General features: G+C 58.8%; 24 protein-coding genes. 5 read left to right on the top strand and 19 right to left on the bottom strand.

Features of this window, described 5'->3' with window-relative positions:
- The 8 genes from BM225_RS05740 to flgB form a co-directional block, all read right to left on the bottom strand.
- Complete coding sequence (locus BM225_RS05740) at positions 1-1,122, bottom strand: flagellar basal body P-ring protein FlgI (protein WP_072708395.1); 1,122 nt, start codon at positions 1,120-1,122, stop codon at positions 1-3.
- Positions 1,123-1,146: 24 nt separating this feature from the next.
- Positions 1,147-1,815 (bottom strand): flagellar basal body L-ring protein FlgH, encoded by a 669-nt coding sequence (locus BM225_RS05735; RefSeq protein ID WP_072708397.1) that lies wholly within the window; start codon positions 1,813-1,815, stop codon positions 1,147-1,149.
- A 5-nt stretch (positions 1,816-1,820) separates the two neighbouring features.
- Complete coding sequence (gene flgG / locus BM225_RS05730; protein WP_072708399.1) at positions 1,821-2,609, bottom strand: flagellar basal-body rod protein FlgG; 789 nt, start codon at positions 2,607-2,609, stop codon at positions 1,821-1,823.
- Between the two features lie 88 nt (positions 2,610-2,697).
- Positions 2,698-3,459 (bottom strand): flagellar basal body rod C-terminal domain-containing protein, encoded by a 762-nt coding sequence (locus BM225_RS05725; RefSeq protein WP_072708400.1) that lies wholly within the window; start codon positions 3,457-3,459, stop codon positions 2,698-2,700.
- Between the two features lie 34 nt (positions 3,460-3,493).
- Complete coding sequence (locus BM225_RS05720; protein ID WP_072708402.1) at positions 3,494-4,744, bottom strand: flagellar hook protein FlgE; 1,251 nt, start codon at positions 4,742-4,744, stop codon at positions 3,494-3,496.
- A 60-nt stretch (positions 4,745-4,804) separates the two neighbouring features.
- Positions 4,805-5,494 (bottom strand): flagellar hook assembly protein FlgD, encoded by a 690-nt coding sequence (locus BM225_RS05715; RefSeq protein ID WP_072708404.1) that lies wholly within the window; start codon positions 5,492-5,494, stop codon positions 4,805-4,807.
- A 23-nt stretch (positions 5,495-5,517) separates the two neighbouring features.
- The gene (gene flgC, locus BM225_RS05710) at positions 5,518-5,934 is read right to left on the bottom strand and encodes a flagellar basal body rod protein FlgC (protein ID WP_072708407.1); all 417 of its coding nucleotides are present in this window, start codon (positions 5,932-5,934) and stop codon (positions 5,518-5,520) included.
- 2 nt (positions 5,935-5,936) lie between these two features.
- Positions 5,937-6,320: a flagellar basal body rod protein FlgB gene (flgB, locus tag BM225_RS05705; RefSeq protein ID WP_072708409.1), complete on the bottom strand. Its 384-nt coding sequence runs from the start codon at positions 6,318-6,320 to the stop codon at positions 5,937-5,939.
- Between the two features lie 171 nt (positions 6,321-6,491).
- Here flgB and BM225_RS05700 point away from each other — a divergent pair, with 171 nt between their 5' ends.
- Both BM225_RS05700 and BM225_RS05695 read left to right on the top strand, forming a co-directional pair.
- Positions 6,492-10,793 (top strand): midas domain-containing protein, encoded by a 4,302-nt coding sequence (locus BM225_RS05700; protein ID WP_143095347.1) that lies wholly within the window; start codon positions 6,492-6,494, stop codon positions 10,791-10,793.
- A gap of 84 nt (positions 10,794-10,877) precedes the next feature.
- Entirely contained in the window at positions 10,878-12,113 is a 1,236-nt protein-coding gene (locus BM225_RS05695) for an MFS transporter (protein ID WP_072708426.1), read from the top strand.
- 25 nt (positions 12,114-12,138) lie between these two features.
- Here the strand turns inward: BM225_RS05695 and BM225_RS05690 are convergent, their stop codons facing one another.
- The 6 genes from BM225_RS05690 to mbfA form a co-directional block, all read right to left on the bottom strand.
- Entirely contained in the window at positions 12,139-13,053 is a 915-nt protein-coding gene (locus tag BM225_RS05690; protein ID WP_072708428.1) for an ornithine cyclodeaminase family protein, read from the bottom strand.
- On the bottom strand, positions 13,050-13,670 hold the full coding sequence (locus tag BM225_RS05685) for an HAD family hydrolase (RefSeq protein WP_072708430.1): 621 nt from the start codon (positions 13,668-13,670) through the stop codon (positions 13,050-13,052). The genes BM225_RS05690 and BM225_RS05685 overlap by 4 nt, the downstream gene beginning before the upstream one ends.
- A 3-nt stretch (positions 13,671-13,673) precedes the next feature.
- On the bottom strand, positions 13,674-14,123 hold the full coding sequence (locus tag BM225_RS05680) for a YaiI/YqxD family protein (RefSeq protein WP_072708432.1): 450 nt from the start codon (positions 14,121-14,123) through the stop codon (positions 13,674-13,676).
- Positions 14,120-14,953 (bottom strand): S-formylglutathione hydrolase, encoded by an 834-nt coding sequence (gene fghA, locus BM225_RS05675; RefSeq protein WP_072708434.1) that lies wholly within the window; start codon positions 14,951-14,953, stop codon positions 14,120-14,122. Before fghA ends, BM225_RS05680 begins: the two co-directional genes overlap by 4 nt.
- 36 nt (positions 14,954-14,989) lie before the next feature.
- On the bottom strand, positions 14,990-15,919 hold the full coding sequence (locus BM225_RS05670; protein WP_072708436.1) for an AEC family transporter: 930 nt from the start codon (positions 15,917-15,919) through the stop codon (positions 14,990-14,992).
- An 86-nt stretch (positions 15,920-16,005) separates the two neighbouring features.
- Positions 16,006-16,980, bottom strand: a complete 975-nt coding sequence (gene mbfA, locus BM225_RS05665; protein WP_072708438.1) for an iron exporter MbfA — start codon at positions 16,978-16,980, stop codon at positions 16,006-16,008.
- 182 nt (positions 16,981-17,162) lie between these two features.
- Between mbfA and BM225_RS05660 the strand changes: the two genes are divergently transcribed.
- The gene (locus BM225_RS05660; RefSeq protein WP_072708439.1) at positions 17,163-17,777 is read left to right on the top strand and encodes a TetR/AcrR family transcriptional regulator; all 615 of its coding nucleotides are present in this window, start codon (positions 17,163-17,165) and stop codon (positions 17,775-17,777) included.
- Here the strand turns inward: BM225_RS05660 and BM225_RS05655 are convergent.
- Positions 17,765-18,394 (bottom strand): HAD family hydrolase, encoded by a 630-nt coding sequence (locus BM225_RS05655; protein ID WP_072708441.1) that lies wholly within the window; start codon positions 18,392-18,394, stop codon positions 17,765-17,767. The genes BM225_RS05660 and BM225_RS05655 overlap by 13 nt on opposite strands.
- A 104-nt stretch (positions 18,395-18,498) precedes the next feature.
- On the bottom strand, positions 18,499-18,984 hold the full coding sequence (locus BM225_RS05650; protein ID WP_072708443.1) for a GNAT family N-acetyltransferase: 486 nt from the start codon (positions 18,982-18,984) through the stop codon (positions 18,499-18,501).
- Positions 18,985-19,168: 184 nt separating this feature from the next.
- Here BM225_RS05650 and BM225_RS05645 point away from each other — a divergent pair, with 184 nt between their 5' ends.
- Positions 19,169-19,477, top strand: coding sequence for an I78 family peptidase inhibitor (locus BM225_RS05645; protein ID WP_083595751.1), 309 nt, complete (start codon positions 19,169-19,171; stop codon positions 19,475-19,477).
- A 182-nt stretch (positions 19,478-19,659) separates the two neighbouring features.
- Positions 19,660-19,998 carry a DUF2794 domain-containing protein gene (locus BM225_RS05640; RefSeq protein ID WP_072708445.1) on the top strand — a complete coding sequence of 113 codons (339 nt, stop codon included), beginning with the start codon at positions 19,660-19,662 and terminating at the stop codon, positions 19,996-19,998.
- Here BM225_RS05640 and BM225_RS05635 read toward each other — a convergent pair.
- The 3 genes from BM225_RS05635 to BM225_RS05625 all read right to left on the bottom strand — a co-directional run bounded on the left by BM225_RS05635 (position 19,979) and on the right by BM225_RS05625 (position 22,899).
- On the bottom strand, positions 19,979-20,821 hold the full coding sequence (locus BM225_RS05635; protein ID WP_072708447.1) for a C40 family peptidase: 843 nt from the start codon (positions 20,819-20,821) through the stop codon (positions 19,979-19,981). The genes BM225_RS05640 and BM225_RS05635 overlap by 20 nt on opposite strands.
- Positions 20,818-22,200 carry a leucyl aminopeptidase family protein gene (locus tag BM225_RS05630; RefSeq protein ID WP_072708449.1) on the bottom strand — a complete coding sequence of 461 codons (1,383 nt, stop codon included), beginning with the start codon at positions 22,198-22,200 and terminating at the stop codon, positions 20,818-20,820. Before BM225_RS05630 ends, BM225_RS05635 begins: the two co-directional genes overlap by 4 nt.
- Positions 22,201-22,269: 69 nt before the next feature.
- Entirely contained in the window at positions 22,270-22,899 is a 630-nt protein-coding gene (locus BM225_RS05625) for a response regulator transcription factor (protein WP_072708450.1), read from the bottom strand.
- Positions 22,900-23,339: the final 440 nt, after the last annotated feature.

The raw sequence follows: 23,339 nt of genomic DNA, 5'->3' as shown, positions 1-23,339 counted from the left end.
TTAGATGATGATCAGTTCGGCGCGCAGGGCGCCTGCGGTGTTCAGGGCCTCTAGGATGGCGACCAGATCGACGGGGCTTGCCCCGACTGCGTTGATCGCGTCCACCAGCGAGGACAAGGAAATACCGGGGTCAAAGAGGAAGGCACGCGCGGGGTCTTGTTCGATGTCGATCTCGCTGTCGGGGGTCACGACAGGATCACCTGCGGGAACCACAACCTCTCCGCCATCGGCCACCACGGTCGCGCCGCCCTGATCGACGTTGAAATCTTCGTTCACGCGGACAGTCAATGAACCATGGGTCACGGCTGCGGGCGAAACGCGCACGTCACCGCTGATCACAACCGTCCCCGTGCGGCTGTTCACGATAATCTTGGCGCGGGCTTCTGCGGGCTCGACGTCAATGCTTTCGAGCATTCCCATGAAGGACACGCGCTGACCGGGATCAGCAGGCGCGCGAACACGGACCGAGGTCCCGTCCAGAGGCAGCGCAACACCGCCACCGAACATGCCGTTGATTGCTTCGGCCATCCGGTTCGACGTGCTGAAGTCGCTGCGGTGTAGGTTCAGAACAAAGTATTCGGACTCGAGGAAAGGCGTTTCCACCAGACGCTCGACCGTCGCACCACCGGGGATGCGGCCCACGGTCGGGATATTGACCATCACGGAGGATCCATCACCGGCCTCGACACCCAGACCACCGACCACAAGGTTGCCTTGGGCGATCGCGTAGACTTCGCCATCTGCGCCCATTAGCGGGGTCATAAGCAGGGTACCACCCTGTAGCGATTTGGCTTTGCCCGCAGTAGACACAGTGATGTCCATCTTCTGGCCAGGCTTCAAGAAGGGGGACATCTCGGCGGTCACCATCACGGCCGCCGCGTTTTTGGCATCCAGATTATTGGCATCTGTTTCCAGGCCAAGGCGCGAGATGATCGACTGCATGGACTGCTGCGTCAGCGTCGAGCCACCGTCGCCGGTGCCCGCCAGACCGACAACCAGACCGTAGCCCACCAAAGGGTTCGACCGCACACCAGCGACAGAGGCCAGATCTTTGATCCGGTCGGCTTTGGCCATCATAGGGGCCAAGAGGCTAAGGATGATAATCAGGACAAGACGGCACATGGCGGCGACCCTTTCGGTTGCGCTTTAGAACGGCGAAGCGGTGTTGATGGCGCGGCTGAGCCAGCCACGTTTGCCGGCATCCGCAAGCTGACCGGCGCCGATGTATTTGATGTCGGCGTTGGCGATGCGGTCCGATTCGACGATGTTGTCGGGCGAGATATCCGAGGGACGCACGATGCCCGTCAGGCGGATGTACTCGTCGCCATTGTTCAGGGTCAGCTTCTTCTGGCCAACGATTTCCAGATTACCGCCGGGCAGAACACGCACGACGTTCACCGACATGCGGCCTGTCAGGCTGTTCGACTGGCTGGCGCTGCCACGGCCAGAGAAGCTGCTTTCTGACCCGCTGGCCAAGTCTGCACCAGTGAAATTCAGCGGCAGGATCGAGGGCAGGTTCACGCCATACTCGTCGCTGCGGCTGGTGCTGGCGTTCTGGCTTTTGGTGGCCGCGAAACGCTCGGACAATTTGACGGTCAGGATGTCGCCGACGCTGGCCGCTTTGCGGTCGGTCGCAAACAGACCCATCGAACCGTTGCCGTAGATGCCACCGGTGGGCATCAGAGATGCGGTTTCGGGAGCCTCGACAGGATACACGGGTGCATAGTTGGCAGAGGCGTTTTCTTCGATCTGCTGCGAGCAACCGGCGACGGTCAGGGCAGCACATCCAGCGATAAGAGCAAAGCGAAGGGTCATGAGGATCACAGCTTGTTAGAGAGGTACTGCATCATCTCGTCCGAAGCCGAGATGGATTTGGAGTTCAGTTCGTAGGCGCGTTGGGCTTCGATCATGTCGACCAATTCCTGCACCACGTTCACGTTCGAGCTTTCGAGTGTGCCTTGCATCAGGCTGCCCATTCCGTCCGCGACAGGGTTCGCTACGATGGGCGCACCGCTGGCAGGGGTTTCGACAAGGAAGTTCTCGCCTCGAGAATCAAGACCCGCTGGGTTCGAGAACGTCGCCAGAGTCAGCTGGCCAACTTCCTGATAGATGTTGTTACCGGGCGTGGTGACGCTGACGATACCGTCGGCCGAAATGTTGATCTCCATCGCATCCGCAGGGATCTGAATTTCTGGCTGAACCACGTAGCCCGAGCTGGTGGTCATGGTGCCTTCGGCGTTCCGAGAAAAGGTGCCGTCACGGGTGTAGCCAATCTGGCCGTCCGGCAGCAGCACCTGAAAGAAGCCTTGCCCGTTGATCGCGATATCAAGGTTATTGCCGGTATTAACGAGGCTACCCTGACTGTGCAGCTTCTGGGTGTTAACCATGCGCACACCGGTACCAACGGCCGATGCCGAGGTCAGCTGGGTCGCTTCCGAGGTCTGTGCCCCACCCGATTTCCAGGTTTGATAAAGTAGGGTCTCGAAGTTGGCGCGGTCGCGCTTGAAGCCGGTTGTGTTAACGTTCGCCAGGTTGTTCGAGATCACCTGGATCCGGGCTTGTTGGGCGTTCAGCCCCGTCTTTGCGACGTGCATGGATGCGCTGGACATCTTGGACGCTCCTTAAAGAGTGGCGGTTCACCAAGATGTCTGCAAAAGCTGTGCCAAGATGCTAAAACATCCGGGCACAGTGCCGTTATTATTCCATTGGAGCCTGCATCAGGCTGGCGCCGGCTTCGTCGATCTTCTGAGTTTCGGCGATCATTTTCATCCCGAACTCAAAACCACGTTGGTTTTCAATGGTTGCCAGCAGCTCGTCGATCGGGTTGACGTTGGACCGCTCCAGTGTCCCTTGCAGAACCTTGGCCTGCTGATCTACTGGAGGCATTGTGCCGTCCTTGTTACGGATATGTCCGTCTAAACCCTTTTGAAGCGTTCCTTCGGGCGGCATCGTTGTGGCCAGAGCGCCAATATTTAGCTGTTCGCCCGGGGCGCCATCAATTGGTTCGATGATAATCTCGCCGATTTCGTTGATAACGATCTGGCGGAAGGGCGGGATATTGATCGGCTGCATCTGCGCGTTCAACATCTCTTCGCCTGCGCCATTGCGCAGGATGCCGTCATTGCCCACCGCAAGGTCCCCGCGGCGGGTTAGGGCGGGCGGACCACCGTTGTCAGGCTTCATAAAGAAGTACCCCTGATCCGCGATGGCAACGTCCAGTAAGTTGTCAGTCTTATCCAGAAATCCGCTGTCTTCGGAGAAACCAGCTGGCCCTTTTTCCAGCTGGAATGCGCGAACGCTGGCCTGATCCAAGGCTGCTGCGAACCGTGTACCACCAGGGTTGTCCAAGTCAGCGCGATAGCCGGGGACATTCATGTTGGCCAAGTTCTGGGCTTGGGTCACGTTGCTGTCTCGGCGGTTATGCAGAGAGTTCAGCGCAGTATAAATCAAGCGGTCCATGGATCAGGTTCCTTTAGTCAGCGGAAAGAGCGCTTTAGCGCAGCTGGAGGATGGTCTGCGACAGCGAGTTCGAGGTCTCTAGCGCCTTGGCCGAGGCCTGATAGTTCCGCTGTGCAGCAATCAGTTCGACCAGTTCAGATGTCAGATCGACGTTCGCTTGCTCCAGCGAGCCTGCGCGGATGTTACCAAAGCCGCTGATACCGGACTGACCGTAATAGGGCTCGCCCGAGGTCGCGGTTGCTTTGTAGGATGAGTCACCGACCGGAGACAGACCATTCAGGTTCGTGAAGTTCGCCAACACCACCTGACCCAAAGCAATGGTTTCAGTGCCCGAGTAGTTCGCCCAGACGATGCCGTTGCCATCCACTTCCAAGTTCGACAGACCGCGCGGCGCCTCGCCGTCATGCTCCAGAGTGACGACAGCGAAATCGTCTGCCAGCATCGACGAGTCCGCGAAATCCAGATTGATGGTACGGCCGTCACTGGTGAACGCGATCGGATCTTCGCCTTCGATCTGTACACCCGATTCATCGAACGCAACAGTCAGAGGGCTTGCAGGCGTGAAGGGTACGCCATCCACCGACATGTGAACTTCGTAGCGGGTCTCAGTGTTGGTCGCATCGGGGATGTCGGTCATCACAAAGTACAGCTCGGCCTCTTGGGCGATGCCCTCGTCGTTAAAGATCGAGAAGGGCGAGGTGAAGGCGTAGCTGGTGTTGTCATCGGGGTCGAATGCATTGGTTGCAGGTACTGCGTCCTGCGTGCCCTGCGACTTCGATCCAGTTGGTACCGCCAATGTGACCGAAGTGTTTGAAGTGGCGGTGGGATTGCCGCGGAACGACGGTACGTTCAGGGGCTGAATGATTGATTTCGACAGCACGGTGCCATCTTCGGCGCTGGGATAGCTCAGCATGAAGCTACCGCCTGCGTTCACCACGTTGCCATCAGAGTTCAGACCAAAGGAACCAGCGCGGCTAAAGCTCATTTCGCCGTTATCCTTTTCAGGCTGCAGCGCAAAGAAGCCCTGACCCTGAATAGCAAGGTCCAGTGTATTACCGGTCTGCTCGAACGAGCCTTGGTTGAAGCTCTTGCCCACATGCGCCAGACGGGTACCTAGACCGGTCTGTTTCTTGGGGTCCGAGAACGGCGGGGTCGAGTAAAGGTCCGCAAATTCTGTGCGGCTCTTGTGGTAGCCGACGGTGTTTACGTTGGCGATGTTGTTCGACGTATTCGCGATGTCAGCCTGCGCTGCGTGCAGACCTGTCAGGGCGGTAAGTGCGGACATTGGGCTCTCCTATCTTAGGCGTTCGAGCGGGAATTGGGGGGCGTTCAGAGGGGTTGGAGATCAACGCAGCGCGCTGATTTCCAAGTAGTTGCGTTCACCATAGTCTTCGACATTCAGGGTCATATCGCTGCCATCGGTCGGCATCTGGACCCCCATCACGCGGGCGTAGACCGAGGGGCCTATCACCTGTGTTCCTTCATCGGTCGTCACCTCAACAGAGACGCGGACCGATCCGTGGCTGTTCACGATGTTATCCGGCACATCCGTCCAGTCGAAACCAACCAGACCCGGGCGCTGACCGCCAAGCTGCTCTTTGTGCAGGATGGTAGAGTTATTACTGTCGAGGAACGTCACCGTGACATTGTTTGCGGCTTCGGCCAGATCGACCACACCGTGAATTTCACCCTGCGCATCGGGGCGGGCGATGGTCCCCGGCACCAGAACGCTCTGACCCAGCAACGAGGATGCGGTCGCGATCCGGCCACTGTTCAACTCGCTGGACATATCGCCAAGGGTTTCGTTGATCCGATCCAGACCCGCGACCGAGCTGAACTGCGCCATCTGCGCCAAGAAGTCCCCATTTTCCATCGGGGCAAACGGGTCTTGGTTCTGCAGCTGGGTTGTCATCAGGGTCAGGAAATCCTCCTGCCCCAGATCCTTGTTATTCGGGGCGACATTCGTCTTGAGGCTCTCCGTGTCATATTCACGGACCCCCGAAATGTTTGCATATGCGCCGCTGACTGTGCTCATCTAGGTCTCTCCTGATTGCAGCGTTACTGGCCCATCTTGACCGTGCGCGACATCAGGGTGCGCAGGGTCGAGACGACCTCGAGGGTGTTCTGGTACTGACGGCTGGCTTCGGTCATTTCGACCATCTCTTCGTCGACGTTGACCGCAGCCTCGTAGACAAAGCCGTCTTCATTCGCGAGCGGATGGTCGGGACGGAAAACCTTGGCAGGTTCGCGGTCCAGCGAAACGATGTCGCTGACGCTGGTGGTCGACAGACCGCTCTCGCGGACATCGGCGGCGTAGTCGATTTCGAATACCGGGCGGATTGCGCGAAACGCGCCATCCTCTGTGGTTGAGACAGAGCCCGCGTTTGCGATGTTCGATGCAATCGTGTTCAGACGTGTCATCTGCGATGACATCGAACGGGCGGCTACATCATATACGTTGTTGATCGACGACATGATTATTCTCCACGGATCGCTTGGTTCAGGCCGGCGATCTTGCGGTTCAGCAAGGTCAGCGTAGCTTGGTACCGTTGGGTATTTTCCGAGAATTCCATTTGCTCAACCGCCAGTTCGACGGTGTTGCCATCCAGAGCGGGGTTCAGGTTCTGGCGATATCCCAGACCTTGGGCCAGCCCGCCCCCGACAGTGAAATGTTGATCATCACTGGCACGCAAATTGCCTACACCCTGCGCACGGTCCAGTGCGCTGGCGAAGTCGATGTCCCGTGCCTTGAACCCCGGCGTTGCGGCGTTCGCGATATTAGAGGCAAGGACATTATTGCGGCGCTCACGCAGCACCAACGCATCTGCGTGTAGGCTGATATGGTCGCGTATACCCGTCATTCCGGTCCTCGTTGACTTTCTTTCTAAAAAGTTCGGCGTTGCGGCCGTTCTGGTCTGGGAATTGCAAGTGCCATGCCAAATGGAAGCAAAGCGGCAGGAGCACCGAAAATGACCTCGGCCAAATCGGGAAGTTCAGACACCAAGAGCACCGGCACACGTAAAGTGAAGCCGATGACAAAGATTCTGAGCAAGATGCGCGGTGTCGAACCGCTCGTCGGAGCCGAGGCTCTGGCCGATCTCTATGAAGAAGAGAATGACCCAGCGCGCCGCAACCTGCTGATGCAGGCACGGCTAAAGCTGCTGCAGGACGCTCTAAAAGGAGAAAAGCCCGCGCCAAAGAAGCCCAAGCGCCGCAAAGCTGCGAAACCTGCGCCCGAGCCTGTGCCGGAACCCGAGCCTATCCCAGAGCCCGAACCCGCACCGCCGCCCCCGCCCAAGAAAGCGCCAAAGCTAGACATGATGGATCTGAGCGATCCCTCTGTCTTTGACGTGTTCGGCGATCTCGATGCCGAGGACGAGCCCGAAGATACCCCAGCTGCAGCCCCGACTGCCGCGCCCCCAGCACCAGCCGAAGAGGAGGCCCCAGACCCCTTTGCCGCCCTCGCGGGTCTCGGCGGGGATAGCCCAACCGCATCCGACGATCCTTTTGCGGCCTTCGGTGATGACGATGGCGACGACCCGTTTGCCGCGTTCTCGGATGACACCCCCAAAGCTGCCATCCCTGCTGCCGCCCCCGCAGCGAAAAAAGACGAAGACCCGTTTGCTGCATTTGCAGACGACGGAGACGATCCCTTCGCGGCATTCGGAGAGTTAGACGCCACATCCGCTGATGACACGCCAGCGGAAGCGGAAGCAGCCCCCAAAGAAAACGATCCATTCGCCGCATTTGCAGATGAGGGTGACGACCCGTTCGCGGCGTTCGAAAATGACGCCGACGCGCCTGCGGAGGCCGAGAGCAAGCCCGCCGAACCGGCAGCCGAAGACCCTTTCGCTGCATTTGCGGACGAGAGCGACGATCCGTTCGCAGCTTTTAAAGAAGACGATGCAGCACCGGCAGAACCAGAAAGCAGGCCAGCCAAACCGGAAGCAGAAGATCCATTCGCCGCATTTGCAGACGAGAGAGACGATCCGTTCACAGCTCTCAAAGAAGACGACGCTGCACCGGCTGAGCCAGTAGGCACACCAGGCGAACCGGAAGCTGAGGACCCTTTCGCCGCATTTGCGGACGAGAGCGACGATCCCTTCGCGGCCTTTAAAGAAGACGATGCAGCACCGGAAGAACCAGTAGGCACGCCAGCCAAACCGGAAGCAGAAGATCCGTTCGCTGCATTTGCGGACGAAAGCGACGATCCCTTCGCGGCCTTTGAAGAAGACGATGCAGCACTGGAAGAACCAGTAAGCACGCCAGCCGAACCGGAAGCAGAAGATCCGTTCGCTGCATTTGCGGACGAAAGCGACGATCCCTTCGCGGCCTTTGAAGAAGACGATGCAGCACTGGAAGAACCAGTAAGCACGCCAGCCGAACCGGAAGCAGAAGATCCGTTCGCTGCATTTGCGGACGAAAGCGACGATCCCTTCGCGGCCTTTGAAGAAGACGATGCAGCACTGGAAGAACCAGTAAGCACGCCAGCCAAACCGGAAGCAGAAGATCCGTTCGCAGCTTTTGCAGACGAGAGCGACGATCCCTTCACAGCTTTCAAAGAAGACGACGCAGCACCGTCAGAACCAGAAAGCACGCCAGACGAACCGGAAGCAGAAGATCCGTTCGCCGCATTTGCAGACGAGAGCGACGATCCCTTCGCAGCTTTTAAAGAAGACGACGCTGCACCGGATGCGCCAGAAGGCACATCAGGCGAACCGGCAGCTGAGGACCCTTTCGCCGCTTTTGCGGACGAGAGCGGCGACCCATTTTCTGAACTGGAAGAAGAGGACGAAACGACTTCAGAGACAGAAGCTGAAGATCCTCTTGCTGCGTTGGCTGCGTTCGAAAGCGATCCAGAGGCATTGGCACAAATTTCCGAAGATTTGGACGATGCCGAAAAAGAGGCCGTGGACTTGTCTCTGCAAGAAGAGGCCGAGGCGGCTTCGGAAGCGCCGGCTATTGTGCCTGAGGATGAGCCTGAAGCGGTTGCTGCTGAGTTTGCGGACGACAGCCAAGAGCTTGTGGAAAACGCAGAGGCGCTCGCCGAAAGTGATCCCTTTGAATTGGAAGAAGCGGATGATCCCTTTGCTGCTCTGGCGGAGATGGAGCAGACAGGCATCGGCGCGGAGAATCAGAACGAAGACATGTTCGAACCGTTCGAGGTGGCGAAGCCATCCAGTGAAGAGGAAAGCACCGCCCATCTGCAAAACATGGCCGCGAGCGGTTTTGCGGCACTGACAGAAGCGGACGACGATCTCGATACGCCGGAGACTGAGCAGGACGCTGACGACGCAGACGATGATCCGTTTGCTGCTTTCGCAGACCTAGAGGGAGAAGAGACCGCCCCAACGACCAACGAGGAAGAGTTGGCTGAACTTGCGCCTGCGGATGAGGTAGCAGACCGTCCCGAAGATATCGATGAGTCCGTCGTCTCTGACACCGCCGAGACTTCAGATCCCGAGGGGTTTGAAGAGCATCAGGAGGATAACGAGGAAGACGCGGATCCCTTTGCGGCTCTGGCTGGTCTAGACGATATGGAATTGGGGTCGGACAGCGACAATGACGAGATGTTCGAGCCATTTGAGATCGGGTCGACTGTGAATGACGCCGAAAGCAGTGCTCACCTGCAAGCCTTGGCGTCGAACGGGTTTGCCGCATTCGCGGATGATACAAATCCAGAAGAGACTGAGGCGGTTCACCTGAACGAAGAGCCAGAAGCTGCGGAGAACGTTGCCGATACTGACCTCACGTCGGCTGAGGAAGAGTCACTGTCAGACGGTCTGCCAGAGGCGCAAGACGCCGTAGACGACGTGCTGGCTGAGACGCCTATTGCTGCGGACACGTGGGCCGAGGAAAAATCCGTCGCCGAAGACCCCATGCCCGGTGATACCGGAGCAAGCGACGTTAGCGATCTGATGGCCCAATTCGATGACGCTGGATCAGAGCCGGCGGAGGTATCAGACACAGACCCTACTATCGCAGACGCTCTAGAGGAAAGCTCTGGCGCACTGTCTGATGAGGCTGAACCCTTTGCAGCATTCATCGACGAGCCTGCGACACGCGATGAAGAGACTGTGACGGCTCAGATTGACGCCTCCGCGGCTGCAGAGGATCTTGAAAAGAGCGAGACGTCTTCCACCAACAACGCAGCCGATCATCCGACCTCTGAAGAAATCGAGCCGAGTGCGGACCTGGCTGGTGGGATCGAAGACTCGCAGGAAATCTCCGAGGATATCCCGACTGTTGTTGACGAAGATGCGTTCGCATTGGTCGCAGACGACGTGCCTCAGCCACTTGGAGAGGCAGAAAATCAGAACTTCCCAGCCGACGCAGACTCGGTGGACCGGAACGTCAACGCGGCCAATGTTTCGCAGGAGGATGAAGGCGCCGTTTTCGCATCTTTACTTGGAGACGACGTTGGCGATTTCGATGATATCGAGAACGCTACGCCCGCCTCGGCCGACGAGCAGGACGAGCAGGACGAGCAGGACGAGCAGGACGAGCAGGACGAGCAGGACGAGCAGAACCTCGAGGAAGACGTTGATCAACCACTTTCTCAAGACCCCGCGCAGTTCGCGCAGTCAAAAGCAAGTGCCGAGACTGCACAGGACGATACCGCTCCGCACGACTGCGCCTTCGATACTCTAGACCCACTGTCGGAACTCTCTGACCAGCTCGAGGATACGAGGGGTCTTGAGCCGGAGAGCCATGATATCGTGGAAGCCGAAGGCGATGCTTCGATCGCTACGGAAGAGATAACCGTCGAGCCGCTCTCTTTGGGTGATGCTGGCGCCGCGGACGATGAGACCGAAAGCGAGACCGATTTGCACACCGCGCTCGTCGCGGATGAGGTGAATGAAGCAGAGGTGCTAGAGCAAGCTCTGGAAGCACTGGCGCCACTTGCTGCAGAGAAGTCTGAGCCTGAGCCTGAGCCTGAGCCTGAGCCTGAGCCTGAGCCTGAGCCTGAGCCTGAGCCTGAGCCTGAGCCTGAGCCTGAGCCTGAGCCTGAGAAAGCAGTCATACCTGCGACCTCAGCGCAAGAGCTTGGCCTTACAAAGTTGGAAATGTTGCTCCTCAGGAAGCTGTCTTCCGGGCAGAAGATTCCTGAGGGCATCAATCGTGATGCTCTAAAGGACATTCCAGCGCACGGGCATATGGAGGCGGTCAAACCAGAGGAGGCACTTGAGGAGGAGGTTTCCGAACCTGAGACTGTGCCTACCCCCGTGCCCCCGAGGGACGCGGCAATGGATGCACTGTTTTCAGAACTGGACTTTCCGGACAGCACGCCGTCCAGCACATACACGTGGAACGACGACATCTTTGATGACTAACCACGGGCTGGCCCATCACAATCCTTGATTTGACGACCGCCTGTCATCTTCTAATGTCGGGCGGTCGAAAAACAGGAGCGCGGAATGGAACGCAGCAGCCCTTTGGTGACACCTGTATTGATTGCGGGCTGTCTGGTGATCATGGTCGGATTTGCAATTCGTGCCAGCTTTGGGGTGTTCCAGATCCCCATCGCCGAAGAGTTTGGCTGGGTGCGTGCGGACTTCAGTTTGGCAATCGCGATCCAGAACTTGGCTTGGGGTATTGGACAGCCCTTATTCGGGGCCTTCGCGGAACGGCTAGGGGATCGCAAGGCGATCATCTTGGGTGCCGTGATGTATGCAGCGGGCCTTGTGGCCTCCAGCTTTGCGGTCACGCCCGCCGCACACCAGTTCTTGGAGATTTTGGTCGGCTTCGGCGTGGCAGGTACTGGCTTTGGCGTGATCCTCGCTGTGGTTGGGCGCGCGGCGAGTGACGAAAACCGCTCTATGGCTTTGGCGATTGCGACAGCTGCGGGCAGCGCGGGCCAAGTCTTTGGCGCACCACTGGCTGAGTGGTTGCTGGGGTTCATGACGTGGCAGCAGGTCTTCTTGCTGTTCGCGGTGTCGATCCTTGCGGTACTCATGGTTTTGCCGATGATGCGGGTCGAACCGCCAGCTTCTAAAAAAGAGCTAGAAGAAAGCATGGGCCAAATCCTTGGCCGTGCGTTCCGCGACCCAAGCTACACCATGATTTTCCTTGGGTTCTTTAGCTGCGGATATCAGCTGGCTTTTGTCACCGCGCACTTTCCGGCCTTTGTGACCGAGGTGTGCAGCCCTATCGCGGCAGGCGGCGTCTTGAGTTCGCTGGGGATCGAGACGACCTCCGCCCTTGGGGCGGTGTCGATCAGCCTGATCGGTCTGGCGAATATCGCGGGGACGCTCTTGGCCGGATATCTGGGCAAGCGCTATTCCAAGAAGTACTTGCTGGCAGGGGTTTATGCGATGCGGACCATCGTGGCTGCTGCGTTCATCATGTTCCCGATGACGCCTGCGACGGTGATCCTGTTCTCACTTGTGATGGGCTCGCTCTGGCTGGCGACCGTGCCGCTGACCTCTGGACTGGTCGCGCACCTCTACGGGCTGCGCTACATGGGCACGCTATATGGGATCGTATTCTTCAGCCATCAGCTTGGCAGCTTCATGGGCGTTTGGCTGGGGGGCAAGATGTACGACATCACCGGAGACTACACGGCGGTTTGGTGGGTCGGTGTTGGGGTTGGCGCTTTCTCGGCGCTAGTGCACTTGCCCATCAAAGAAAAGCGCATTCAGCTGGCAGCGTAACATCAGGGGCCTTCGGGCCCCTTTGTCATTGTGCTGCGCGCCACGCGTCCAGAATGTAACGGCTGACCATTAGGTCCAAATGCGCGCCGCCGCCGTTCTTGCAGATGGTGATCTCTTCGGGCGTTTGACGGGCAAAGGCATCGCCATCGTAGAAGTCCGCGATCACATGGTCAGGCGTGATTTCCTCCGCAGCGATGGGCAGCTTCAACTCGCCAATGTGGTCGATCGCCGTATCACGGCTGTCCACGAACAGCCGCGCCCGCGTCAGGGCCTCGGTATCAGCCTCGCGCATGTCGGGGCGGTAGGCGCCGATCAGGTCCACGTGCTGGCCAGGTTGCAGCCATGCGCCCTTTAGCACCGGCTCTGTGCTCATGGTGGCACAGCAGATGATGTCGGCCTCTGCAACCGCTTCGGGCAAGTCGGTCGCGACTTGCAGGCCCGGAATACCGGCGGCCATTTCAGTGGCACGGGCCGTGGTGCGGTTCCAGACGGTGAATTCAGCGTCGGGGAAGGCGCTGGCATAGGCGTCAATCATGTTCGTGCCTACAGTCCCTGCCCCGATGATCAGGATGTTCCGGCTGTCGGGCCGCGCCAGACGGCGGGCGGCCAGCAGGCTGTCGCCCGCAGTTTTCCACTTGGTCACCAGATGGAAGTCCACCACGGCCTCGAGCAGACCATGATCATCGCCGAACAGCGACACGCCGCCATTTACGCGGGGCAAGTCAGAGGCTGGGTTTTCGGGGAACACCGTCGCGGCCTTGACCGCCAATCCCAGTCCATTGATCCACGCGGAGCGCAGCAGCAGAGTGTCATCGCCCCGATACAGGAAGCTGTCCGAAATCTGTGCCTTTGGCAGGCTGTGCGCCTGCCACATAGCGTCGGTCAGGGCGACCCAGTCCAGATAGGCGTCGGCTTCGAACGGAACGATGGCAGGTGTCATACAGCTTCTTCCTCGGTCAAAAGGCCCTTGGCCACCAGACAGTCGGCCCAGCCTTGGGGGCCGGTGAACAAGTGCGTTTGCCACCCGCGCGACGCCGCCATCTCAATGTTATCCGTGCGGTCGTCTGCGAACAGCAAACCGGCAGGCGCAACACCGCAGTCATCTTCAACCATTTCGTAGATGCGGGCCTCGGGCTTGATCACCTGCATGTGGCCCGAGATGTAGCGTTTGTCGAATTCCGTCAGGAACGGGTAGACGGGCTCGGCGATTTCAAACGTCTGAACACCGAAATTGGTCAGCGCGAATACAGGCACACCTTTGGCTCGCAATGCGCGCAGAAGTCGGACGGAGTGTGGGATTTCGGGGCTGGCCATCTCGATCCACTGGTCGTGCCAGATACCCAATTCTTCGCGCCATTCAGGGTGCTGATCCGCCATAGAGGCCAGCAATTCGTGAAAGTTTGCGCCCCGGTCTACCTGATCGTTCATTGCGTGCAGATCCACGGCGGCGAACAGTTCTTTACGACGTTCCTCTCCGATCACCTTGTCGAAGTGGCGCTCTGGTTGCCATTCGATCAAGACGTTGCCGATGTCGAAAACCACAGCTTCGGGGGTCATGGATTATCCTTTGCGTTTCACGCGGCGCAGCGCGTCTTCCAGTGCATTCAGAAAGCGGGATCGGTCTGCCTTGGTGAACCCTTTGCCGCCCCCTTGTCGGAACGGGTCGGCGGCGCGCAGGTCGGTCATAAGATCGCGGGTTGCCAGCGCATTGCCCACATTCGCAGCCGTCAGAAATTCGCCGTTGGGCTTGATGACGATCGCCCCCGCAGGCACGCATTTCGCCGCCAACGGGATATCATTTGTGATGACCACGTCGCCCGTCTGCGCCCGATCTGCAATCCACATATCCGCGACGTCTGGCCCCTCGGGCACGATGACGAGTTGGATCAGTGGGTTTTGCGAGGGGCGGAGCCCCCCGTTGCAGACCATTGCCACCTCGGTCTTGTGCCGCGTGGCAATGCGCTCGACTTCGTCTTTCACCGGACAGGCGTCCGCGTCCACGTAGATCATAGGGCGTAAAGCGCCTCTGCGTGGAAGGCCACGTGCTCTTCCATAAAGGTCGAGACGAAGAAATAGCTGTGGTCATAGCCCTTTTGCATGCGGAATGCGCCATCCTGACGGCGCGCCGCCATGGCGTGCGCAAGAGCTTCGGGTTTCAAGAGCTCAAGAAATTGGTCGCTGGCGCCCTGATCAACCAGCACAGAGCCGTCAAAGCCACGATCCAGCATCAGCAGGCTGGAGTCATGTGCCTTCCACGCCTCTTCATCGGACCCCAAATAGGCTCCTAGCTGTTTGCGGCCCCAGTCGCTTTGGGTCGGGTTCGCGATAGGCGAGAACGCCGAAACAGACGCGTAACGGCCGGGCAAGGACATCGCGAGCGTCAGGGCACCGTGGCCGCCCATAGAATGGCCCGTGATCGACTGGCGGTCGGGATCGACGGCAAAGTTGTGGTCCACGACGCGCGGCAGTTCTTCGGCAATGTAGTCCCACATCTGGAAATGCGGCTTCCAAGGGTCTTGGGTCGCGTTCACATAGAACCCCGCGCCCTGCCCCAGATCATAGGCGTCATCATTCGCCACACCTTCGCCGCGGGGCGAAGTGTCGGGGAAACACAGAGCGATCCCGTGTTCAGCGGCCCAAGCCTGCGCGCCCGCTTTGGTCATGGCATTTTCATGGGTGCAAGTCAGACCCGACAGGTACCACAGAAGCGGCACGCTGCCATGCTCTGCCTCTTCGGGCAGGAACAGACCGAATGTCATCTTGCCGCCAGTCACCGCGCTATCGTGGGAATAGACCCCTTGCACGCCGCCAAAGCACCGGTTTTCCGAAATCGTTTCCATGAAATCTTCCTTTTTCTTTCCGCCCTTAGGGTAGCGTCAGAACACAGACACCCACGCGATCACTGCCGACACTGTAGCGATGCTGAGCGTCGTTGAAATCAAAATCGAGGTCGAAACACGCTGTGCCGCCACCCCGTAATGCACCGCCAACATGTAGACGTTTCCAGCCACTGGCAAGGACGCCGCTGCAATCATCACACTGGCCGCAAACGGTTCCACGTGGAACAACACGAGCGCCGCATAGGCGACAGCGGCAGGGTGCAGGATCAGCTTGCAAAAGGACAGCCAGCCCGCGATCTCAATCCGCTCGGCTGATTTTCCGGCCAGAGAAGCCCCGATTGCAAACAGCGCCCCGGGCGTGGCCGCGGCCCCGAGGATCGAGACAAAGTCCATCAGCGGCGCGGGCGTCGGCAATGACGCCGTAGACCAAAGCAGCCCCAAGGCAATCGAGACGATCATTGGGTTCTTGATCAGGCCAACAGCGACGGTTTTCAGCACGCTCAGCCTCATCCGTCCGTCGCGCGATCCGGTAATCAGAATGACGATCAGGCTCGAGAACACGATCAAGTCGATGGCCAGCACCATCATCACAGGGCCAATGGCTTGCGGGCCCATCAGCATGGTCAACATCGGGATGCCCAGAAAGCCCGTATTGCCGATCACTGCGCACTGTGCCTCAACGGCGGACTCGTCAACAGGCCTGCCACGAAAGATCGCAAACCCCATCGCAACCACATAGATCAACCCAGTCGCGCTCAGGTAGGCAAGGATGAACGGACCGTCAAAGACCTCTGACATGCTGAGATCTGCCGAGAACCGGAACAGCATGGCCGAGAGGGCAAAGTAGAACACAAACTTGGTGATGGCTGCGGTGGCTTCCTCGCTGAAAAAGCGGGTACGCGCTGCGCCGTAGCCAAGGCCGATCATCGCAAAGAAGGGTAATGTTCTAAAGAAAATCTCGATCATACCCAAAGCGATAGAGAGCGCCGCTGCCTAAGGCAACGACGCGTTTCTGCAATTTCCATTATACGGGAGGGCGCGGCAGCCCTGCATCAGCCCCCGCCGATCAAAACACCAGCCGCAAAGACCAGTGCCCCGCCAAGAACGACTTGGAATGTGGCCCGCATGAAGGGCGTATCCATGTAGCGGTTCTGGATCCAAACGATGGCCCAAAGCTCGATGAACACCACAAAGAACGCGGTGATCGTCGCAGTCCAGAAATGCGGGATCAGGTAGGGTAGCGCGTGCCCCAGCCCCCCTACGGCCGTCATGATCCCCGATGCAAAGCCGCGCTTGGCTGGTGATCCACGCCCCGACAGCTCGCCATCGTCAGAGGCCGCTTCGGTAAAGCCCATGCTGATGCCCGCGCCCACACTTGCGGCCAAACCGACCAGAAAAGTGGTATGCGTGTCTTGGGTCGCAAAGGCAGTCGCAAAGATCGGAGCCAGCGTGCTAACGGAACCGTCCATCAAACCCGCCAACCCGGGCTGCACGTAGGTCAGCACGAACTGACGATGGGCCGAGGCGTTCTCGTCCTCTTTCTCTGCGCCGCTGAGATGCGCCTTTTCCAACTCCGATGCGGTGGTCTGGTGCCCCGCCTCCGCCTGCGCCAATCGGCCCAACAAGTCCCGTGTGGCTGCGTCAGAAGTGCGTTGCGCGGCCATAGTATAGAACCGCTCGGCCTCGCGCTCCATGCCTTCGGCCTCTTCGCGGATACGGTCCAACCCAAGATTTTCTACCAGCCAAATGGGGCGGCGGGCATAGTACCCCGCCACATGCTCGCGGCGGATCAATGGGATTGTTTCGCCGAACCGCTCGCGGTGCAACGTAATCAGTTGCCCGCGGTGGCCGTCCTCTTCTTCGGCCATGCCGTCAAAGACGGCTGCCGTGGCAGGATAGTCATGACGCAGGCGCGAAGCATAGGTCCGGTAAATCTGCGCATCATCCTCTTCGGACGAGATGGCCAGAGCCAGAACCTCTTGCTCTGATAAATCCGAGAAACGTCGGCGCTGAGTGATAAAACGCATATCGATGCCTCATAATTTTAGAATTATTCTAAATTTATACATCTCCATTTTCGCATTCAAGCGCCAATTGCGCGCACCGCTTCGCCGTTTCCACAAACACGTGTGTGCGCCCACAAAGGCACCGGACTTCTTGCTGAACTGAACCGTGCGGTTTACTGTGATCGCCTAGCTTGGAGGTCTACATGACTGTCGCCACCGAAGTCCGCAGAGGCCGCAAATTTGATCAGGTGCTCGAAGGGGCCCGACAAATCTTTATGCGCGACGGGTTCGAAGGGGCGAGCGTCGACGATATCGCGCAAGCCGCAGGTGTCTCCAAGGCTACGCTCTACAGCTACTTCCCTGACAAGCGCCTGCTTTTCAGGGAGGTTGCCCGCTGTGAATGCGCCGAACAGGCAGATCAAACTTCTGTCGAGATCACGGCGGATGCCGGTGCCCGCAAGGTCATGACCTATGTGGCAGAGCGGATCATGAATTTCACCACGAGCCAGATGGGCTTGCAGATGTACCGAATCTGCGTCGCGGAGTCCGTCCGCTTTCCCGAGTTGGGCGAAGCTTTCTTTTCCTCTGGCCCCGAGGTGATGGTTGCGCGCCTGTCCGAGTATTTCGAACAGGCAGAGGCCTTGGGCGAGTTATCCATTCCAGACAAGCGGCTCGCCAGCTTCCAATTCGCCGAGATGTGCAAATCAGATATGTGGCTGCAAATGATTTTGGGTCTACGCACCGAGATCACGCCCGAGGAAAGGCAGCGCGTGATTGAAGGCGCCGTCGACATGTTTATCGCTCGTTACGGGACCTGAACAGCCTCTAGAATGCCTTCGGTTTGCAGACGCTCTTGCAGGCCCTCGTGGCCGGTGAAGACATGACCGCGCATTCCCGCGCGTTCGGCTCCAGCGACGTTCTCTGCCTTGTCGTCCACAAAAAATCCCTTTTGGGGCGCCACGCCTAGCAGCGACATGCAATTCAAGAAGCACGCCTTATCGGGCTTGGCCGCGCCGAATTTCGAAGACGGGAAAATCAGATCACCAAACAGAGGCCGCAACTCTGGGAACAGGTAGTCAATATTATCGCCGACTAGTTCCGAGTTATTGGTCAGTACCGCGATCTGGTAATCCTTCTTGATCTCTTCGACCAAAGACAGAACGCTCGGGTTCGGCGTCATTGAGGCCTTGCGCGCCTCGAGCCATTGTTCCGCCGAAAAAGGGGCACCTAGCTGCAAGGCCACTTCGCGTAGATAGGTTGAGGTGCTGATTATTCCCGCATCCGCCGCCGCATCAATGCCAGACCCCCAAATCGCGGCCCAAACACGGTCCGGCGAGGTATTCGTCAGCTTGGCCAAGTGGGCCGCACGGTACTTGCGATCCGAGTGGCACAGAACGTCATCCATATCAAAAAGGATCAAATCGAAATCGGGCATGGCAAAAGCTTTCTGAAAATGCGGCTATCCTTTGATGCTGTGTCCTGTACCCGCTCCAATCAAGTGCACAATGACGCAACACCGCCCGAACGGCTCGCTTTTGCCTATGAAAGTAGCTGATACATGATGTGCGCATCCACCAGACCCGCAGAGGGATGCCGGAATGCGCGAGTCAAGGTGCCGACGATCTCGAATCCATTGCGCTGCCAAAGAGCAATCGCCCCAGTGTTGGTCGCGACCACAAAGTTGAACTGCATCGCGCCGAAACCGGCGACCCGCGCCTCTGCCAGCACGTGATTGAGCAGCCCTTGGGCCACGCCACGCCCTCGCGCCGCAGGAGCCGTTACAAAGCCTGCGTTACAGATGTGGTCCGCATTACCCTGATGGTTGGGGCAGAGATATGCTGTACCGATCACCCCTATGTCAGCCTCCGCCACCCAAGCCCGGTGCGTGCCGCCCATCCAATATGCCACCGCATCATCACGCGAGATGTCCGGCGGGATCGCATAAGTCTCTCCGGCGCGGAAAACGGGCTCCAGCATGGCCCAGATCGCGTCGGCGTCTTGGGATGTCGCGGGGCGGATCAGCATCGGCGAAGCTCCTGAGTGGAGTGTTTTCCTGACCATCTGATCATCCAGAAGGCAATCAAGTGATTACCCCACGGGCATTCAGGTGACAATTCCTGTCAGTTTTGCTTCTCAAATTGGCAAAAGCTTGATTAATGTTCTGCAAGGGTGCCGCTGCCACGAGCGCCCACAGACTGGAGACGAACTGATGAGAACCGTAGCCATTTTGATCGCAGCCGCTTTTCTTAGCTCCTGCGCCCAAACCAAGGACGTCGCCGAAGAGATCGTGGGCGTCAGCACTCCGTGGGAAGAGACGAATGCCATCGCCGACACCTGCGGTTCGGAAAAGCTGCAGCATCTGTTGGGTCACAGCATCACCGAGTTTGACGCTGCAAGCTACGATGGCCCTGTGCGCGTTCTGGGTGTGAATGACATTTACACCGAAGATTACCGCCCCGAGCGTCTGAACATCTTTGTCGATGCAAACGGGACCGTCGTGAACCTGTACTGTCAGTAAAAGCGAGGACCCCGGTGCAACGGACCTTCGTGGGGGCTAGGGACCACCGCACCGGGTTAGCGCATCGCTAGGACCAAGATTGCCCATGGCTTGTGGAAACCGCTTGGCGGGATCAGGGCATTTTCAGGGCGAAACACTCCGATTTGCTTGATTTACGAAGATCGAAGCGCAAGTCTGAGAGAATGAATATACAAACGCCCCCTCACCTAAGCAGCGGGATGGATCGCGTCGCGTTCGACCGCCACGAGTTATCAGTGATTCTTTCCCTGTACGGGCGCATGGTGGCTGCCGGTGAATGGCGCGACTATGGTCTGTCGATGCTGCGCGATGTCGCCGTGTTTTCTGTCTTTCGCAGGACAGCGGAAAACCCGATCTATCGTATCGAAAAACGTCCCAAACTGAGAAATCGCCAAGGCATGTATGCTGTGATCGGGATCGACGGGCAGATCCTGAAACGTGGTCAGGATCTGCGCACGGTGCTCAGAGTGCTGGAACGCAAACTTATCCGGTCGGTCGAGTGATCCTGCGCATCGCGGTGACGGGACCGTCCCCCGCTGCGCCGATCCGGAAAATCGCGGCATCCAGCGGCTCGTAGGCCACAGACATCGTGTGTGCGTTGGCATGGATAAGAACCTGCTCATCCACCATCATTGCCACGTGGCCCTTCCAAAAGACCAGATCGCCCCGCTGCAAGTCACTCCCCTGCGGCAGCGCGTCGCCGAGTTCTAGAGCCTGCATATCGCTATCGCCCGGACAGTCGATCCCGCAAGCGCGGCACGCCGCTTGGATCAGCCCCGAACAGTCGATGCCCCAGATGCTGTTGCCGCCCCACAGATACGGAACGCCAAAATACAGCTGCGCAATCGTCGCCGGATCGCGCATAGGCGCATTGAACGCGCGCAGATGCTGGCGCGGCACGAACCAACCCTCGACGGTCTCGTAGAAATCGCCCTCGGCCCCGACAATGCGCAGATGGCTGCCGTGGGACAGTCCCATGATTTCGCGCGATTTCAGGTCGGCACGCGGATAAACGTGGGTCGCAGGAACACTCACGACCTGATTATGGGCGCTCAGAGGCCCAAGTGCATCACTACGGACATAGCCCACGTAGTCATCTTCCTTGGCCTGAACAAAGGACCAGCCGTCCCGCGGCTCTATCACTAGAACTTCTGCCCCATAGAGCACTTGCCGATCCCGAGGCCCCTCGGGTGCAGAGCAAACGTCAGCAACAGGGGTTACGATCTGCATAGCCGTGCCATCAACGAAGCGCTCGGCTTGAACGATCCCTTGAAGATGGGTCAGTGCCACGCGGCCATTGGCGGGGGTGCGTCGACGATCGGTCACAGCCCCAGCACCTGCGGCAAGGCCATAGACAAGGCGCGCGCGCCCTGTTGGACGCCGCCCTTGGGCCGCGCAGGTTGCGGTACAGGTGTCCAGCCATAGATGTCGAAGTGGGCGTAGCGTCCATCGCCTGCGAAGCGGCGGAGGAACAGTGCAGCGGTGATTGATCCGGCGAACCCGCCCGAAGGCGCATTATCCAGATCGGCGATACCAGGCTCGATCATCGCCTCATAAGGCGCATGGAAGGGCATCTGCCAAACGGGGTCTGCCATCTGCGGACCAGCGGAGATGAGGGCCTGCGCCAATGCGGCGTCATCAGTGTAGAACGGGGCAATATCAGGCCCAACGGCCACGCGTGCCGCGCCTGTCAGGGTCGCCATCGTCAGCATCAGATCAGGGTTTTCCTCAGCCCCGTAGGCCAGCGCATCGGCCAGCACCAGACGCCCCTCGGCGTCTGTATTGTTGATTTCGACCGTCAGGCCGTTGCGCGCGGTCAGGATATCGCCGGGGCGGAAGCTGTTGCCGGACACGTTGTTTTCCACCGCAGGGATCAGAACGCGCAGGCGGACTTTCCAACCGGACGCCATGATGATCTGAGCCAGCCCCAGCACAGTGGCCGAGCCGCCCATATCCTTTTTCATCAGCCCCATAGAGCCGCCAGGCTTTAGGTTCAGACCGCCAGTGTCAAAGCAAACGCCTTTACCGACCAGCGTCAGCGTTGGCCCTTCGTCACCCCAGCGCATTTCGATCAAGCGGGGCTCTTGCTCTGCGGCGCGGCCTACCGCGTGGATCATCGGAAAGTTCTGTTCCAGCAGCGCGTCGCCAACCGTCACGTCGATCGAGGCTCCGTGCGCATCTGCCAACCCGCGCGCAGATGCCTCCAACTCTGCGGGGCCCATATCCGCGGCTGGCGTATTGATCAGGGTGCGGGTCAGGGCTTCGGCATTGGCCAGAATTTCGACGCGGGTTTCGTCGACACCTTCGGGCGCGACCAACGCTGCGCCATCGGGAGCCTGCGATTTGTAGCGGTCAAAACGATATGCCGTCAGCAACCAGCCCAGACATTCCTGCTCTAGCTTGTCTGCTGGAACGCCCCCCGCGAGCGCAAAGGTCAATGCTGGCAAAGACGGCACAGCTGCGGCCAAAACGAAACGGGCCCGCGCCCGCGCGGTCTCTGTCCCATAGCCGATCAACGCAGCGGCGGGCGCGCCATCTTCGCCGGGCAGGACCAAAGACTGACCGATCGCGCCAGAAAAAACAGACGCCCGAACCCATGCGGCATGGGCGGGCGTCAATGTCTCGATAAAGCTATCCAGATCATCCGATCCGACCACATGAAGTGGCAGAGCATCGGGGGACTGTTGCGCGAATTGCAATGTCATTGCGGCCTCCTGACTGCGGTGTTGCCGCGCAGCCTAGCGTGCCGCGCGGTGACCGCAAGGCCGACTGGATCACAACTTTCGCTGGTTCGCCCAGAGCGCCGCTTGGGTGCGGTTATCCACGCCGATTTTCGAGTAAATCGAGCGCAGGTGCATCTTTACGGTGGTTTCGCTCAAGCCCAGTTCGTTGGCCACGTCCTTGTTCGAGCGCCCCTCTGCGACCAGCAAGAGAACGTCGCTCTCACGCGAGGACAGGTTTTCGATGCGGGGTTTCTTGGGCTCTGCCTTGCGGGTAAAAAACTCGGCGGGCAGGAAAGTTTCGCCCATCAGCAGGAACCGGATCGCGTTGGCGAACGCTTCGGCGCGGCTGGTTTTTGGGATGTAGCCTTTGGCACCCATCGCCATCGCATCGTAAATTGCCTCGCGGGGCAGGTCCGAAGAGATCAGCGCGGTGGGTGTGTTGTTCGAACGCTCCAGAACCTGCGACAGACCGCTCAGGCCAGAGATGCCTGGCAAATTGTAGTCCAGCAGGATCAGGTCATAGTCGTGCTCGTCAATCAGGTCCAGCGCCGCGTCCAGATCGGGTGCGGTGTCGACCTGTGCATCGAGCGCCGCATTGAAATAGCGCATCAGCACATCAAGGATAAGTTGATGATCATCGATCATCAGGATGCGTTTTGACCCGGAAACTTCAGCGATCATAGGCCTGTTACTCCACTTAGTTGAGCTTGACAGCCAAGCCCGTTCGTTCGTTTGACCGAACGCCCGAGCGTGCAGTCGTTGATCCACCCCGCCGCACACCAAAGGTGCACCTCATTGCGAAGCTCGGTTGACCAAAGAGCGTCTGACCCTGACCAATCTGTCACCGCGACCCAATGCGATTGATTCAAAAGGTCACTGTAACCAAGCATATGTCAGCCCAAGGTGTTCACGAGAGGTACCTGTCTGGGCCGCTTTGCCTGTTGAGAGGTGATCGTTGTGGTGCGCTCGATACCCAACGAGTGCGAGATTAAATCAAAGAATGGCCGCGTAAATCGCCCGCATACCATTTAAACGAAGGAGTATACCTTAGTGTCCCACAGTTAACGTTAGTATAAGCTGTGTTTACATTTTGATCCCCTGCGCGAGCCTTTTCTCACGCG

This window comes from Donghicola eburneus (assembly GCF_900115865.1).
In the GTDB taxonomy this organism is placed as follows: Bacteria; Pseudomonadota; Alphaproteobacteria; order Rhodobacterales; family Rhodobacteraceae; genus Donghicola; species Donghicola eburneus.
This window is presented reverse-complemented; position numbering and strand designations above follow the sequence as displayed.

Bases quoted from the DNA above. Each gene is read 5' to 3' on its own strand.
- BM225_RS05640 (WP_072708445.1), top strand. From the start codon at position 19,660: ATGAATATACAAACGCCCCCTCACCTAAGCAGCGGGATGGATCGCGTC.
- fghA (WP_072708434.1), bottom strand. From the start codon at position 14,953: ATGGAAACGATTTCGGAAAACCGGTGCTTTGGCGGCGTGCAAGGGGTC.
- BM225_RS05695 (WP_072708426.1), top strand. From the start codon at position 10,878: ATGGAACGCAGCAGCCCTTTGGTGACACCTGTATTGATTGCGGGCTGT.
- BM225_RS05630 (WP_072708449.1), bottom strand. From the start codon at position 22,200: ATGACATTGCAATTCGCGCAACAGTCCCCCGATGCTCTGCCACTTCAT.
- mbfA (WP_072708438.1), bottom strand. From the start codon at position 16,980: ATGCGTTTTATCACTCAGCGCCGACGTTTCTCGGATTTATCAGAGCAA.
- BM225_RS05650 (WP_072708443.1), bottom strand. From the start codon at position 18,984: ATGCTGATCCGCCCCGCGACATCCCAAGACGCCGACGCGATCTGGGCC.
- BM225_RS05700 (WP_143095347.1), top strand. From the start codon at position 6,492: ATGACAAAGATTCTGAGCAAGATGCGCGGTGTCGAACCGCTCGTCGGA.
- BM225_RS05660 (WP_072708439.1), top strand. From the start codon at position 17,163: ATGACTGTCGCCACCGAAGTCCGCAGAGGCCGCAAATTTGATCAGGTG.
- BM225_RS05645 (WP_083595751.1), top strand. From the start codon at position 19,169: ATGAGAACCGTAGCCATTTTGATCGCAGCCGCTTTTCTTAGCTCCTGC.
- BM225_RS05740 (WP_072708395.1), bottom strand. From the start codon at position 1,122: ATGTGCCGTCTTGTCCTGATTATCATCCTTAGCCTCTTGGCCCCTATG.
- BM225_RS05725 (WP_072708400.1), bottom strand. From the start codon at position 3,459: ATGGACCGCTTGATTTATACTGCGCTGAACTCTCTGCATAACCGCCGA.
- BM225_RS05680 (WP_072708432.1), bottom strand. From the start codon at position 14,123: ATGATCTACGTGGACGCGGACGCCTGTCCGGTGAAAGACGAAGTCGAG.
- flgB (WP_072708409.1), bottom strand. From the start codon at position 6,320: ATGACGGGTATACGCGACCATATCAGCCTACACGCAGATGCGTTGGTG.
- BM225_RS05720 (WP_072708402.1), bottom strand. From the start codon at position 4,744: ATGTCCGCACTTACCGCCCTGACAGGTCTGCACGCAGCGCAGGCTGAC.
- BM225_RS05715 (WP_072708404.1), bottom strand. From the start codon at position 5,494: ATGAGCACAGTCAGCGGCGCATATGCAAACATTTCGGGGGTCCGTGAA.
- BM225_RS05655 (WP_072708441.1), bottom strand. From the start codon at position 18,394: ATGCCCGATTTCGATTTGATCCTTTTTGATATGGATGACGTTCTGTGC.
- BM225_RS05690 (WP_072708428.1), bottom strand. From the start codon at position 13,053: ATGACACCTGCCATCGTTCCGTTCGAAGCCGACGCCTATCTGGACTGG.
- BM225_RS05625 (WP_072708450.1), bottom strand. From the start codon at position 22,899: ATGATCGCTGAAGTTTCCGGGTCAAAACGCATCCTGATGATCGATGAT.
- flgC (WP_072708407.1), bottom strand. From the start codon at position 5,934: ATGTCGTCGATCAACAACGTATATGATGTAGCCGCCCGTTCGATGTCA.
- BM225_RS05670 (WP_072708436.1), bottom strand. From the start codon at position 15,919: ATGATCGAGATTTTCTTTAGAACATTACCCTTCTTTGCGATGATCGGC.
- BM225_RS05735 (WP_072708397.1), bottom strand. From the start codon at position 1,815: ATGACCCTTCGCTTTGCTCTTATCGCTGGATGTGCTGCCCTGACCGTC.
- BM225_RS05685 (WP_072708430.1), bottom strand. From the start codon at position 13,670: ATGACCCCCGAAGCTGTGGTTTTCGACATCGGCAACGTCTTGATCGAA.
- flgG (WP_072708399.1), bottom strand. From the start codon at position 2,609: ATGTCCAGCGCATCCATGCACGTCGCAAAGACGGGGCTGAACGCCCAA.